This is a genomic window from Maribacter sp. Hel_I_7 (assembly GCF_000688315.1).
GTDB lineage: Bacteria > Bacteroidota > Bacteroidia > Flavobacteriales > Flavobacteriaceae > Maribacter > Maribacter stanieri.
In genome coordinates, this window is sequence record NZ_JHZW01000003.1 from 1,036,115 (window position 1) to 1,050,532 (window position 14,418).

Annotated in this window: 14 protein-coding genes; 8 read left to right on the forward strand and 6 right to left on the reverse strand. The window is 33.3% G+C overall.

Annotated elements, in window-relative coordinates:
* Positions 1 to 60: 60 nt before the first annotated feature.
* Positions 61 to 837, forward strand: coding sequence for a TIGR03915 family putative DNA repair protein (locus tag P178_RS0116205; RefSeq protein WP_027067202.1), 777 nt, complete (start codon positions 61 to 63; stop codon positions 835 to 837).
* 539 nt (positions 838 to 1,376) lie between these two features.
* On the opposite strand, the gene P178_RS0116210 is transcribed toward P178_RS0116205, so the two are convergent.
* The gene (locus P178_RS0116210; RefSeq protein WP_027067203.1) at positions 1,377 to 2,381 is read right to left on the reverse strand and encodes a sugar kinase; all 1,005 of its coding nucleotides are present in this window, start codon (positions 2,379 to 2,381) and stop codon (positions 1,377 to 1,379) included.
* Between the two features lie 380 nt (positions 2,382 to 2,761).
* On the opposite strand from P178_RS0116210, the gene P178_RS22250 reads away from it, so the two are divergent.
* On the forward strand, positions 2,762 to 3,802 hold the full coding sequence (locus P178_RS22250; RefSeq protein ID WP_051638336.1) for an alpha/beta fold hydrolase: 1,041 nt from the start codon (positions 2,762 to 2,764) through the stop codon (positions 3,800 to 3,802).
* Positions 3,803 to 3,828: 26 nt separating this feature from the next.
* Here the strand turns inward: P178_RS22250 and P178_RS0116220 are convergent, their stop codons facing one another.
* On the reverse strand, positions 3,829 to 4,359 hold the full coding sequence (locus P178_RS0116220) for a hypothetical protein (RefSeq protein WP_027067204.1): 531 nt from the start codon (positions 4,357 to 4,359) through the stop codon (positions 3,829 to 3,831).
* 155 nt (positions 4,360 to 4,514) lie between these two features.
* On the opposite strand from P178_RS0116220, the gene P178_RS0116225 reads away from it, so the two are divergent.
* Complete coding sequence (locus tag P178_RS0116225) at positions 4,515 to 5,558, forward strand: ThuA domain-containing protein (protein WP_027067205.1); 1,044 nt, start codon at positions 4,515 to 4,517, stop codon at positions 5,556 to 5,558.
* 10 nt (positions 5,559 to 5,568) lie between these two features.
* On the opposite strand, the gene P178_RS0116230 is transcribed toward P178_RS0116225, so the two are convergent.
* On the reverse strand, positions 5,569 to 6,036 hold the full coding sequence (locus P178_RS0116230) for a hypothetical protein (RefSeq protein ID WP_027067206.1): 468 nt from the start codon (positions 6,034 to 6,036) through the stop codon (positions 5,569 to 5,571).
* Positions 6,037 to 6,172: 136 nt separating this feature from the next.
* On the opposite strand from P178_RS0116230, the gene panB reads away from it, so the two are divergent.
* From panB to P178_RS0116245, 3 genes are read left to right on the forward strand one after another with little or no spacing between them, the layout of a single operon-like run.
* The gene (gene panB / locus P178_RS0116235) at positions 6,173 to 6,991 is read left to right on the forward strand and encodes a 3-methyl-2-oxobutanoate hydroxymethyltransferase (protein ID WP_027067207.1); all 819 of its coding nucleotides are present in this window, start codon (positions 6,173 to 6,175) and stop codon (positions 6,989 to 6,991) included.
* Between the two features lie 18 nt (positions 6,992 to 7,009).
* Positions 7,010 to 7,708: an RluA family pseudouridine synthase gene (locus P178_RS0116240; RefSeq protein ID WP_027067208.1), complete on the forward strand. Its 699-nt coding sequence runs from the start codon at positions 7,010 to 7,012 to the stop codon at positions 7,706 to 7,708.
* A gap of 31 nt (positions 7,709 to 7,739) precedes the next feature.
* Positions 7,740 to 8,270: a DUF4252 domain-containing protein gene (locus P178_RS0116245; protein WP_051638401.1), complete on the forward strand. Its 531-nt coding sequence runs from the start codon at positions 7,740 to 7,742 to the stop codon at positions 8,268 to 8,270.
* Positions 8,271 to 8,281: 11 nt separating this feature from the next.
* Here the strand turns inward: P178_RS0116245 and P178_RS0116250 are convergent, their stop codons facing one another.
* Both P178_RS0116250 and P178_RS0116255 read right to left on the reverse strand, forming a co-directional pair.
* On the reverse strand, positions 8,282 to 9,142 hold the full coding sequence (locus P178_RS0116250) for a DMT family transporter (RefSeq protein WP_027067210.1): 861 nt from the start codon (positions 9,140 to 9,142) through the stop codon (positions 8,282 to 8,284).
* A gap of 15 nt (positions 9,143 to 9,157) precedes the next feature.
* A complete protein-coding gene (locus tag P178_RS0116255) occupies positions 9,158 to 10,702 on the reverse strand; it encodes a hypothetical protein (protein WP_027067211.1) in 1,545 nt (514 codons plus the stop codon).
* Positions 10,703 to 10,847: 145 nt separating this feature from the next.
* Between P178_RS0116255 and P178_RS22255 the strand changes: the two genes are divergently transcribed.
* Both P178_RS22255 and leuB read left to right on the forward strand, forming a co-directional pair.
* Positions 10,848 to 12,020, forward strand: a complete 1,173-nt coding sequence (locus P178_RS22255; protein WP_081819463.1) for a 2-isopropylmalate synthase — start codon at positions 10,848 to 10,850, stop codon at positions 12,018 to 12,020.
* A gap of 2 nt (positions 12,021 to 12,022) precedes the next feature.
* Positions 12,023 to 13,141 carry a 3-isopropylmalate dehydrogenase gene (leuB, locus tag P178_RS0116265; RefSeq protein ID WP_027068121.1) on the forward strand — a complete coding sequence of 373 codons (1,119 nt, stop codon included), beginning with the start codon at positions 12,023 to 12,025 and terminating at the stop codon, positions 13,139 to 13,141.
* 1 nt (position 13,142) lies between these two features.
* Here leuB and P178_RS0116270 read toward each other — a convergent pair whose 3' ends face one another.
* Positions 13,143 to 14,366 (reverse strand): peroxiredoxin family protein, encoded by a 1,224-nt coding sequence (locus tag P178_RS0116270; RefSeq protein WP_027067212.1) that lies wholly within the window; start codon positions 14,364 to 14,366, stop codon positions 13,143 to 13,145.
* Between the last annotated feature and the right edge of the window lie 52 nt (positions 14,367 to 14,418).

Sequence of the window (14,418 nt, forward strand, 5' to 3'; positions counted from 1 at the left end):
TTAAAAAAAGGATGAAAATTTTAACTAAAATATTCTTCTTCAACTTCTAAAACTATTACTATGAATTCGACAAAAACTTTGGTTTACGATGGTAGCTTTAATGGTTTTTTGACTGCAGTTTTTATTGGTTACGAACAGAAGCTTGCCTATGCAGATATTCAAAAAAAAGGGCAATTACAAAGTGGACTTTTTACTGAGACAGAAACGATTTTTACCAATTTAGAAAAAGCACAGCGTGTTTGGAACGGTGTTAAAAACAAAAGTAATTCTGCTATTAAGAATATTTATTTTGCTTTTTTAAGTGAACAAAATAATATGGAGGCACTACTCTACCGTTATATTCAAAAATTAATGGGTAGTACATACAAGGGCGCTACAGACTTTAGCGATGATTGTGTTTTAAAAATAAATTCATTAGCACAAAAAGTAGGTAGGGAAAAACACAGAATGGAAGCTTTTGTACGCTTTCAATTAACTAAGGATGAAGTCTATTTTGCTAATATTGAACCAGATTTTGATGTTTTACCATTGATATCTAAACACTTTAGAAACCGCTACGCAGATCAATCTTGGATTATTTATGACGTTAAGCGTAAATACGGACTTTACTATGATTTACAGACGGTTGAAATAATTTCATTAGACTTAACCGATATACATACCAATAGTCTTGAGAAAAGTGCTGTCTTCACTGATTCTGAATATGAATACCAAGACCTTTGGAACAATTACTTCAAAAGCACTACTATTAAATCTAGGATTAATACCAAGCTTCATGTACAACATGTACCTAAGCGTTATTGGAAATACTTGTCCGAAAAAAAGGAAGCAGTTTAATAATTTGTAGTTTCTTTTTTACCATTGTAATTCCGCATTGAATTTTAGATTTTTAAGTCAAAAAGTATTTCTCTATCTTATTAACCTAGCTGCTTAATGAAAACTTTCATTATAATAGTTACCGGAATTTTAGCTGCAATAACAACTTTTTATGTGAGTCATCATTATAATCAAGGCGCAGTAAGAGCATATGCCCTTTTATCTTTTTTAGTCGGCTTGTTTTTTACTATTTCCCTGATTTATTAAATACACACCTAACAAAAAACATATCTGTAGTTTTTATAGAAACCTCTTTCTTAGGTATGATTTCAAAAACCACTCGAAGAAGTTACATTTACTTGGCAATTGCTGGCTAATTGTTTAGTATTATCCATATCAATAAGAATAATTTATTTCAAGGCTTTGGCGGTGCACTTGGCACCCTAGCATTTATTGCATTATTAACCACCTTTGCTTTTTCAATTGCATTTTCTAAAAGTATCTACAAGCTAAAAGCGATACATAGACTACGCAAGTGGAAATAATTCTAATTATATAACTTAACGCATTAATCTACCGGTAATATTGCCTGCAATAATATTGTTTACTTCGTCTACCGTAGCAAAATTTACATCACCCTCATAAGTATGTTTTAATGCGCACGCAGCACTTGCAAATTCCATTGCTTTATAGTCATCATATTTCTGTAAACCATAAATTAAACCTGCTGCAAAAGCGTCACCGGTACCAATACGGTCTACCACATGGGTAATATCTATATCTTCAGTTTCCCTAAATTCTATGCTATTCCACATTCTGGCTCTTATTTTATGCCAAGAAGAATTTACCGAAGTTCTTATTTTATCGAACACCTTTTCAATGGTTGGAAATTCTTCTATAAGCTGCTTGCTAGCCGCTATAAAATCGTCATTACTATAACCGAATTCCGTACCCAATACTTCATTAATTTCATTTACACCACCTATGAAAATTGTAGAATAATGTAAAAGTTCTACTAAAGCCTCTTTAGGATCTTGACCGTATTTCCATAAACCACTACGATATGTTGGGTCTGCAGAAACAGCCATCCCTTTTTGTCTAGCTAACTTTAGTCCGTCTTTAAGAACGTTAAAAGCACCTTGAGATAATGCAGGGGTAATTCCGGTCCAATGCATCCATTCCCCATCTTCCAAAGCATTTTCCCAATTTACCTTTGTAGGTTCAATTTCAGAAAACGCCGAATGTGATCGGTTATACGAAATCATACTTGGTCTAATAACCGCGCCTACTTCTAAAAAATATACTCCTAATGGGCGTTTAGATTTAACAATACAAGAGGTATCTACACCAAACTTACGTATATAAGTCATAGCTGTGTCACCAATAAAATCATCTGAAACAGCACTAATATGCTTTACTTTAATGCCGAAATTAGAAATTGAAATACCAACATTTAATTCTGTTCCGCCAAAATAAAACTCTACGATGTTAGATTGAACAAACTTCTTGTTACCACGAGGAGAAATACGCATTAGTACTTCTCCGAAGGTTATAATCTGACCCATTTTATAATTTTAAACCTAAAATAACCAATGTGAAATAAAAAAACTATGGTTATTAAAAATATATCAAAAACAAAACGGAATTGATTAATTATGAAGTTGATAGTTGTAAAGGCATACCTCATTATTTGATTAAAAAAAATATGGATTCAAATGCAACCTTCTTAATTTTAATACGACTATATATTAAGAAAGTAATTATTCCAAAAGACATTAAGTAAAAAATTAATTATAGAATTAAAATTTTTCTATTCGTAAAGAGAGAATTTAACAGACCGTATACCTGGACGTAATCATCAATATTAGACTTTAAATTTAGTTTTAGATCTAAACCTATAAATATCTTCGTATATTAAAAATTCATCATTCAATCATCAATAAGCATGCTAATTAGACAACTCCTATTTCTTACAATTTTTCTAGTATCATTTGCATCTTATAATCAAGATAAAATATCTGAAGAAAAGTTTATAAACATTGAAGGTATTGATCAATGGATAACTATAAAAGGAAATGATAATAGCAATCCGGTAATCTTATTAATTCATGGTGGACCAGGTAGTACCATGAGCCAATATGAAGATGGCATTTATGCCGATTGGTTGAAGGAATTTACCATTGTTCATTGGGATCAACGAGGAGCTGGAAAAACTTTTGGAAAAAATTATCCTAAAGAAATAACTGAAGAGTTTTATTTAAAAAATCCACTTTCCGTTGAAAAGATGACAAACGATGGCATTGCCGTTGCCCAATATCTAATTAAGCATTTAAATAAAAGCAAAGTTATTTTAATGGGTACCTCTTGGGGTTCTATCTTGGCAACACAAATGGCTCAAAAGAACCCTAACTTATTTCACGCTTATATTGGTCATGCTCAATTTGTAAATTTTGACAACAACATAAAAAATGCCTATTCAGAAGTATATGAAATAGCAGAAGTCAAAGAGAATAAATCAACTTTAGCAAAACTAGAAGAACTAGGTCCACCACCTTATAAAAGAGCAAAGAATTACGGACAATTATTGCGCGTTGTAAAACAATTTGAGAAAGAGAATGCTACCCCTGCTCCTACATCTTGGTGGGAAATAGCAGATTCCTATGAGAATAATGAAGACAGCAGAGATAGATATAATGGTGATGATTATTCTTTTTTGAACCTTGTGGGTGATGAAACCATGGGTATTAAATCAATGGTACGTCATATCAATTTCGATAAAACCGGATTTATTTTTCGACTACCTGTTTATTTGGTACAGGGTGAAAACGATATTTTATGTTCTAAAGAACTAAATAAACCATATTTTGATAAAATTAGGGCTCCAAGAAAAGAATATGTTATCGTCTCTAAAGCAGCCCATGGTTTCAACGAAGCAATCATTAAAAAACAATATGAAATCGTTAAATCGCTTCGAGTTCAAAATTAAATTATTGGTTAAATAATAATCAGAACCTACTTACCCCCTTTTTCTCCAACAAAATGATCGCTTTTAGCCTTAAAAAGAACATTAAACGTAGTTAAACTACCATATATTCGGGTAATATATTGCTGTAAATCTATTTTTTCTTGATCATCTAAATTTTTGCTAGAATTTATTTTTTGCTCCATTACACGTATGCGATCACGCACCATTACAATTTTATGAAAGAAGGTGTTAATAGGAATTTCTTTATTGCTCATACCTGCTTCACCAGGTTCCAAAATTAAATTACCACCTTTCCATTTATCCGCAATGGCTACACGTTGGGTAGCATCACTCCATTTTTGTAATATAGAGACCAAAGAACTTTCTACATCAAAAAAACTAACGGTATCTACCTCATTGTCAATAGCCTCAATCACTTCATAATCAGAATCTATTTCAATGGTTTCTAAGCCTTTATCCATAAATGTCACCCAATACATATTACTAGATACATTCGTAACTACACCTTTACCAAATTCAGCATGTGAAATTCTTGAACCTATTCCCAATATTTTCATTTTATTAATCTTTACAGTGAACTGCTAAATTAATAGCACTTTTTATTATCCGCAAAAAGAAATCTGTTTTAATATTCAAGTTATCCTTAGTTCGTTTTTGCCATCTTAACAAGTTCATGTACATTTAATGTCAACAATTTTAAGTAAACATCAACATGAAAAATTTATTGGCCGTTGTTTTATTCAGTTTAGCACTTACTTCTTGTGGAGAAAAGAAGAAAGAAATTGTTGAGAAAGAGCAATCACCATCAAAATTGAGAGCATTAATCATTGACGGACAAAACAATCATTACGTTTGGCCTAAGACCACCATGATGATGAAAGATTACTTAGATAAAACCAATCTTTTTTCAGTAGACGTCAAAAGAATGGATTCTGTTTGGTTAGGTATTAAATACAATCAAACAAGACCAGAAGCTTATAACTCATTTATAGAAAACTATCCTTTAACAGATAAAACATATCAAATTTCTGACAGTCCTATTAAAACTTCAGATTTTACACTTGATTTTAATAACTACGATGTCATAATTTCTAATCTTGGAGCAGAGTCTCCCCTATGGCCAGAGAAAACAAGAAAAGACTTTGAAACTTACATGCAAAATGGAGGTGGCCTAGTGGTCATTCATGCCGCTAACAATGCTTGGGGAGATTGGGAAGAATTCAATAAAATGATTGGTTTAGGCGCCTGGGGAAATCGTGATGAAAGCTCCGGACCTTACGTATATTATAATGATATGGGTGAATTAATAAAGGACCCCGTAGAAGGTGTTTGTGGATCTCACGGTCCTGAATATGAATTTCAATTAACAACAAGAGCACCAGAGCACCCTATAATGAAAGGTATACCTGAAAAATGGCTTCATACACCAGATGAATTATATGAACGTATGAGAGGTCCTTTTGAAAATGCCACTATTTTAGCCACAGCTTTTGCAGATGTTGAAAAAAATGCACCACCTTGGGACCCAAATGTTACCGGCTTAGGACAAAATGTGCCTCAACTTATGGCTATCAATTACGGTAAGGGGCGCGTATTTCATTCAACCTTAGGTCATTTTGACTATTCTATGGAGTGTGTAGGGTTTATTACTACACTTCAAAGAGGTGCAGAATGGGCTGCTTCTGGTAAGGTTACACAAGAAATTCCTAATGATTTTCCTACCGCCGGTGCAACTTCATCTAGATTTTGGAAATAGGATGCAATATTTATTCTGATGCATTATTGCAATCTTCTTTTCTTCTTGAATCAATTAAGTAAATAATTTTCCAAGTATCTTCTTCTTTAAAAAGTTGAAAAGAATTAACTCCACAATGGCTAAATTCCCCATTATACCAAAATTCATACGGTGCCCAAACATGCGCCATACCACCATCTATTTGAATTTTATAATCTAAAATTTTTTCTTGAAAACTTATAGAATCTGGTGTGGTAATCATAAAGTTTATTAAATCATTAAAATTATTATTTCGTACGGTCATTTTGCCTAGCATATTTAAACCTACAGTCTGCATTAAAATATCAGGATTAACAACACGCTTCATCGCTAATTCATTTTTGTCATGAAAAGCGTAAAAAAAAGTCTCTACCGCATACTTAACTTTTACCTCTTCTTCAATTTGTGCGCTAACCAAAGTGACGACTAATAGTGTTAATAGCAAAAAGAAATTTTTCATGTAATACCTTTTATTAAGTTAATACCATAAAAATAGATAAATTCTAAATTATTCCCTTTTAAATGGATTCTAAACTATGAGGGTTAAATCTCATTAAAACTCCTTACTTTTATGGCACTTAATCAAAAAACAGACTATGTCAGTAGCTAAGAAGGAATATAAAAGAGTCACGGTTAAATCACTAGTGGATATGAAGAAGAATGGAGAAAAAATCTCTATGCTTACTGCATATGACTACTCTATGGCTAAAATCGTTGATGCCGCAAAGGTTGATGTTATTTTGGTTGGTGATTCTGCCAGTAATGTTATGGCTGGCCATGAAACTACGTTACCAATTACATTAGATCAAATGATTTATCATGCTTCTTCTGTAATTAGAGCTATTGACAGGGCTTTAGTTGTTGTTGACTTACCATTTGGCAGCTACCAGAGCGACCCTAAGGAAGCTTTACGTTCTGCTATTAGAATCATGAAAGAAAGTGGTGCGCATGCCGTAAAATTAGAGGGCGGAGCAGAAATTAAGGAATCAGTGAAAAGAATTTTAGCTGCCGGTATTCCGGTAATGGGCCACTTAGGTTTAACTCCTCAATCCATATATAAATTTGGTACGTACACCGTTCGTGCAAAAGAAGAAGAGGAAGCGGAAAAGTTAATGGAAGACGCCAAATTACTTGAAAAACTTGGCTGTTTTGGAATCGTTGTCGAAAAAATTCCTGCTGAGCTTACAAAAAAGGTTTCTGAAAGTTTAACCATACCTACCATTGGTATTGGAGGTGGAAAATATGCAGACGGACAGGTTTTAGTAGTTCATGATCTACTAGGAATGACACATGAATTCAATCCTCGTTTTTTACGTAGATACATGAATTTATACGAAGAAATGGGTAATGCTATTTCTAATTACGTAAGCGATGTAAAAAGTCAAGATTTCCCTAATGATGAGGAGCAATATTAACTAACACTACCCTACTCTTTGTCAAAAAAAGAACACTCTACAATCGATAATCTTCAAGTTTTATTTGAGGATAACCATCTCATTGTTATAAATAAACGTCCTGGTGATATCGTGCAAGGAGATAAAACCGGAGACAAACCACTTAGCGATACCGTTAAAGCATTTATAAAGAAAAAATACAATAAGCCAGGTAACGTTTATTTAGGTGTTGTACACCGTTTAGACCGCCCTACATCAGGCATTGTAGTATTTGCAAAAACCTCTAAAGCACTGCCAAGATTAAATAAGATGTTCGCTGAAAAAGATGCTAAAAAAACCTACTGGGCAATTGTAAAAAGTAGTCCAGAAGAGCCAGAAAAGAGATTGGTTCATTGGATGAAGAGGAATACAAAGCAAAACAAATCTTACGCTCATATAAAAGAGGTTACAGAAAGTAAAAAAGCCATTTTAACCTATAGAACTTTGAAAAAGCTTGACCGCTATTTTCTTTTGGAAGTAGACCTTGAAACTGGACGACACCATCAAATACGATCGCAACTTACCGCAATCGGTTGCCCGATTAAAGGTGATTTAAAATATGGCTTTAATAGAAGTAACGAGGACGGAAGTATTCACTTACACGCAAGAAAACTACGGTTGATGCATCCTGTAAAAAAGGAACCTTTAGAAATTATTGCCCCTCCGCCAAATGATCCCATTTGGAATGCGTGTCTTTAATTTTACTACTTTTAACAGAAACACTATTACCATGTTAAAGAAAATTTGCTTCTTAGGTTTGTTTATAGTAATTACTTCATGCAGTAGCTATAATTCTATTGACACCTTTTACAATGCACACAAAAATGATAATCAAGTAACCGCAGTACGTGTTCCACAGTTCATGCTTTCCATGATAAGTGAAATTTCTCCTGAAATGAAAGCTATGGTTGGGAATACCAAAGATTTAAGATACATGCAATTCCCCAGTACCACAGATACTAAAACCCAATTTCTAAATCAACAAATGAATGGTATTACAGGTAATTCATTTATAGAGGTTTTCAGAAAAAATGATGAACTAAAACGCAATGTGGTATCTGTAAGAGAGAAAAAGAACTTGGTTAAAGAAATATTGATTTATAATAATGATAACCAAACAGGCTCCTTTTTATATTTTAATGGAGATTTTGACCCAGTAAAGGTTAGAGAAATGGCTAAGAATGAGCAATTCACCAAATTCGGAGATAATATAATTAGCCAATTTGGCGCAAGTACTCCTGGTATAAATTCTCAAAATTAATTGAGCATATCTTAAGTTTTCTTCTTTGAGCGAACACTTTCTATAACTACGGAACTTAAAATTAAAACACCTCCTAGAATTGTAGTTCCTTTAGGTATTTCAGATAGAAATATAGCTCCTATTAAAATACCGTATACGGGCTGCACACTACTTAATATACTAACGGTGGTAATATTAAAATGCTTAAAAGTCATTAAAAACATAGTATGACCTATTGCAGTGGTCAAAATTGCTAGAGCCACCAGTACTTGCCATTGGTCAATTATTACATTTGGCGAAATTGTAAACAAAAATGGAAATAGCAAAATACCAACTATGGCCGTCTGATATGTCATTAGCACAGAGCCATTATACTTTTCAACCTTCTTTTTAAGTACTAAATTTCTTAAGGCATAGGCAAATGCCGAAAACACCCCGAAACAAATTGCGATAGTATAACTATTCTCAAAATCTAAAGACGGACTAAGAAAATACATGCCCGTTAATACCAGAAAAGCAAGAAGCAAATGTGCTAATTGAAACTTGGTCTTTAATAGAATTGGCTCTAAAAATGCAGTAATTACCGGGTATGTAAATATGGAAAGCATACCAATGGCGACATTTGATAGTTTTAAGGCGTAGAAATAGGTAACCCAGTGTACTCCCATTAAGACACCGCTAAATAAAATTACGCCTACATCTTTTGTATCAATTTTTAAATTGAATTTTTTATATCTACAGTACAGAAATAAAGCTACAAATGCCAGTAAGGCTCGTGAACCAATTGTTACGGGCACAGGTAGTTGTACATATCGCCCAAGAGCTCCAGAAGTGGCTATGAATAACATAGCCAAGTTGATTTCTAATAAATGTTGAATATGGTTACTTTTCATCTAACAAAAGTTTCTTTAGCGTGTTTTCGCCAAAGCCTTCTCCCTCATTATTTGAGATACAGGTTTATTTTGCAAATGACTCTCTAACCATGAAAGAATATCTAAATACAAGAACGCCCTTTTTTCATAAGGGTGATCCTCATACTTTTTCAATTCAGTATATAACTTCTGAAATTCCGCTTTTAATTGATTAGGATATATACCGCCAAGACTTCTTAAAAACTTGATCATTTCTTTTTGGACTGCGTGCATATCGTTCATTTTCAATAAAAACTTATAGGTGCTTTTTAATTGAACTTCTAAATGATAATCCATACCAGCCTCATAATGAGCCACTAAACTTAAAACACGAGCAAAACACATTAGGTCTTCACGCATTTTTAAATTCTTGTTATCTATAATTTTTTTAAGATATTGAATACACGTTTTGTTATCCCCAATTCCAAAATACAGACACGCAATTTTATAATAGAGAACCATAACATGATGTACATCTATTCTGTCTCTATGCTTATTTATTCCGTATTCAACAATCTTTACTAGATAAAGTCCTTTTTCAAAAGTACCTTCTAGGAAATGCAAGTTCAATTTATTCGCATTTAAATACATGAATACCAATGAATTGATATTATCATTATCTGGAAATTCTTTTTCCTTGATAGTCAACTCTAAACGCTCAAGAACTTCTTTGAATTGAGAGCTATACTGTACATAAAAAAGTGATTCCAATAAATAGTGATTACCTTTTAAAAAGAACACCGGATTAAGATAAATCATGTCTTTATGATCATAAAAAAGATCAACCCACTTACTTGCGTATTTAAAACAGGATAGGAAATCTTGAGTAAGAAAACTGTACCACAGATACGCTTTATACAACCATAACTTTTCTCTAAATCCTAAATCCTCAATGTTATATAGCGGTAAATGATCATTAAAATAAGTTTTTACTTTTTGATAATCCTCATCACTGCGTACATAACCTACTTTCAACATCATTCCATAAAGTTGAAGCGAAAGATTAGATAGTTTACTGGTCATTACATTATGCCCAGATAATTCTTTTGCCTGTATGGCAAGTTCATCTGCACGATCAGGTATACTTCGCGTAATGTACTGTGTTTCAATAATTTTCTCTAACTCAACAATCTCATAGGCAATATTCTTTTCCTCATTTTCAATAGCGATACTTTTTACCTTATCAAGAATCTTTAAACTTTGCTTGTAAAGTCCTTTTTGATATAAAATTGTAGCAAAATCTAACTGCTCCCGTATTTGAACCCTAATATTCTGGTTAACGGGATTTAATCTTAAACTGACTAAAATCTGCTTGTATAGATGTGCTTTTAAGTTAGAGAGTTGTGCTTTCTTAACTATACCACTTTCTAGTATGGTTTTCTCATCATAATGCTTAATTTTATCCAATAGATTGAACAGTGCTAAAAATTTAGCATCGGTATTCACACCTAATCTGCCTACATAAAGCTTAAATTGACGCTTTTCAGATTTAGAAAGTGATTTAACTAAAACGAACAAAGCATCTTTATGCGCATTTGTCATCGTAATAATAAGAGTTTAAATAATTGTAATTCAATGTTTTATACACCTAAAAAACTGACTTAACGTTGTAAACATGTTAACAAAATTCGAGCATTTTGTGTTTTAGGTTATATATTCGTTTGACGAGTAAAACTACGTAAATATAATGAGTAAAGAGATAGTACAAATATTTGACACTACTTTAAGAGATGGAGAGCAAGTTCCGGGCTGTAAATTAGACCGTGAGCAAAAATTGGTAATAGCTGAGCGCCTAGATTTGCTAGGGGTAAATGTTATTGAAGCTGGTTTTCCTGTTTCTAGCCCTGGAGATTTCCAATCTGTAGAGGCCATAGCCAAACTCGTTAAAAATGCGACTGTTTGTGGATTAACCCGTGCGGTAAAAAATGATATTGAAGTTGCAGCTGATGCATTGAAATATGCTAAAATGCCTCGAATTCATACCGGTATAGGTACATCTGACTCACATATAAAATTTAAATTCAATTCTAATAGAGAAGCTATTATAGAGCGTGCAGTTGCTGCCGTTTCCTACGCTAAGACCTTTGTTGAGGATGTTGAATTTTATGCTGAAGACGCAGGGCGTACGGATAATGAATTTTTAGCTCGTGTATGTGAAGCTGTAATAAAAGCTGGTGCAACAGTACTTAATATTCCAGATACAACTGGTTACTGCCTACCAGATGAATACGGTGCTAAAATGAAATATTTACGTGAAAATGTAAAGGGAATACACAACGCTATACTTTCCTGTCATTGTCATAATGATTTAGGTTTAGCCACCGCAAATTCAATTGCAGGTGTTTTAAATGGTGCAAGACAAATAGAGTGTACTATAAATGGCATTGGAGAGCGTGCAGGTAATACCTCATTAGAAGAAGTGGTAATGATTATGCGCCAACACCCAGATTTAAACTTAGATACTACCATAAATAGTAAATTATTATACGACACTAGTTTAATGGTTTCTAGCAAAATGGGAATGATCGTACAACCAAACAAAGCTATTGTTGGTGCTAATGCATTTGCCCATAGTTCTGGTATTCATCAAGATGGTGTTATAAAAAATAGAGAGACTTACGAAATTATTGACCCAGCAGAAGTTGGTGTCACAGAATCTTCTATTGTCTTAACAGCTAGAAGCGGTAGAGCCGCACTTGCTTACAGAGCAAAAATTGTTGGTTATGAACTTACTAAAACTCAATTAGACCAAGTTTATCAAGAGTTTTTAAAGTATGCAGACACAAGAAAAGAAGTCAAAGACGATGATATTCATCAAATTATAGAGACCTCTAATATAGACTTACAAAGTATTAGCTAATTATGCATTTAAATATTTCTGTTTTAGAAGGAGATGGAATAGGGCCTGAGGTGGTTGCGCAATCCATTAAATGTTTACGATCGGTTGAAGAAACTTTTGGACATAGTTTTACTTTTGAAAAAGGACTAATAGGTGCTTCTGCAATTAAAAAAACAGGAAATCCGCTACCTGATGAAACTCTTGAACTTTGTAAAAGAACAGATGCAACCTTGTTTGGTGCATTAGGTTTACCCGAGTTTGATGATAATCCGAAAGCAAAAGTTTGGCCAGAGCAAGGACTTTTACGATTACGTAAAGAACTAGGTCTTTTTGCCAATATTAGACCTGTAAAGGTTTTTCCTTCACTTGTAAAGCAGTCTCCCCTTTCTAAAGCGCAGGTTCAAAATACTGATCTTGTAATTTTTAGAGAACTGGCGGGCGGAATTTATTACGGATTAAAAACCATTGATGAGGAAGCAAATTCTGCTACCGATACATGCACATATACAGAAGCTGAAATTAGCAGAATAACACATTTAGCGTTTAAATCTGCTCGTTCAAGAAAAAAGAAAGTTACACTGGTAGACAAAGCCAATGTACTTGAAACATCACGTTTATGGAGACGTGTAGTAAGGTCTATTTCTGAAAGTTATCCAGACGTAGAGTTAAATTGCCTATTTATAGACAATGCCGCTATACAAATGGTTTTAGATCCCTCACAATTCGATGTTATTTTAACCGATAATATGTTTGGAGACATCCTTTCTGACCAAGGTAGCGTTATTGCTGGCTCAATAGGGCTTTTACCATCTGCTTCAGTAGGATTAGAACATGCCATGTTCGAACCTATACACGGCTCATACCCAGATGCTGCGGGCAAAAATATTGCTAACCCGGTTGCTTCCATTTTAAGTATGGCTATGTTACTACAACACTTTAAAATGAATGAAGAATCTGATGCCGTAGTGGCTGCAGTTCTAAAATCCTTTTCTAAAAAAATAGTTACTGCAGATATTTTAGGTAGCTCTAAATATGGAACTAATTATGTAGGGGATTTTATTGCAGATAATATTATGGAACTAGATGGTAGCTTCAACATAAACGATGAAAATATTGGTTTAGGAAAATCTACCATTATCTAGTTTACTCATTACTAAGCTGCGTAATTAAAGCGTTAAAATCCTTTTTAAATTCAACATACTTTTCTCCAGTTGCAGGACCGTTAAATCCCGTATGAATTTTTCTTACATCTCCATTTTTATCAATAAAAATAGTAGTAGGGTAAGAAAGTATATGGTTTAACATGGGTAGTTTTTCTTGTGCCTTTTTCTTATCATAGCTTCCATATTGAGCTAGTAATATAGGATAATTTACCGCTACCCTATCCTTTAAACGATTAATAGCCTTAAATGCTATTTCTTTAGTTTTTGCAGATTCAAAAGCCAGCCCAATAACTTCAACATTAGAATCTTGTTTAAGATAATCTACCAAAAACTTAGTCTCATCTAAACAATTTGGACACCAAGTTCCCATTAACTGGACAATAACAACTTTGTTTTGATACTTCTTATCAGATAGGGATATCATATTTCCATCAGAATCAGGAAAAGAGAAAGCAAGTTTATCATAACCTTCATTTAAAAAAGTTAACGAATCTGGATTAGGCAGTTCAAATCCATCATTTCTATTTGCCACAAAAGGTTCTTTAAAATGATTGCCTGAGTAAAAATTACCATTCATACTTGAATCTGTAACTTTTGCAGTAAATAGAAAAGCATGAGCACCATCAAAAGAAGATAACTTTAAAGAGTCTCCATCAAGTATACCTTCAAGGAATCTATAATCACCAGTAGTTGTTCTAAAAGTACCGGTTACCTTACTATCCTCTTGTAAAAAAATTCCTTTGCCAACATATTCCTCCTCTAAATCTGGACTAAAATAGGTTTCCCAAATTCCAGTTACGTTTCTTTCCGTTTTCTTTAATTTAGCAGGAAATCTATCTTCAATACCATAAACTGCCGTAAACGGTACAATCCTATCTAGACTTTCTTTTATAAACTGTCCTTGTATTTTGTTTTCTGTAAAAGTACCTGCTAGGTATCCTTCAAAAACAGGTGTTTGCATACGTATAGAATCTCCTTTAATTTCTATTTCGTCTACATCTATAACTTCTTCTGCATTATAAATTTGCATTTTATAGCTACCATCATCCTTTTTAGCTACTGTAAGATTAAAAGGTAGTTCTTGGTTATCCATAACATTTAACTCCACAAGCCAAATACCTTCAGAGAGGTTATTGGTTTGTTTTTTTTCCTTACATCCAACAATTAATAGTAAAGCGGATAATATTGCTAACCCAAATCTCATACTGTTTTCCAATTTAACTGGTAAGAAACAATTAAATATGCATAATTAAAAA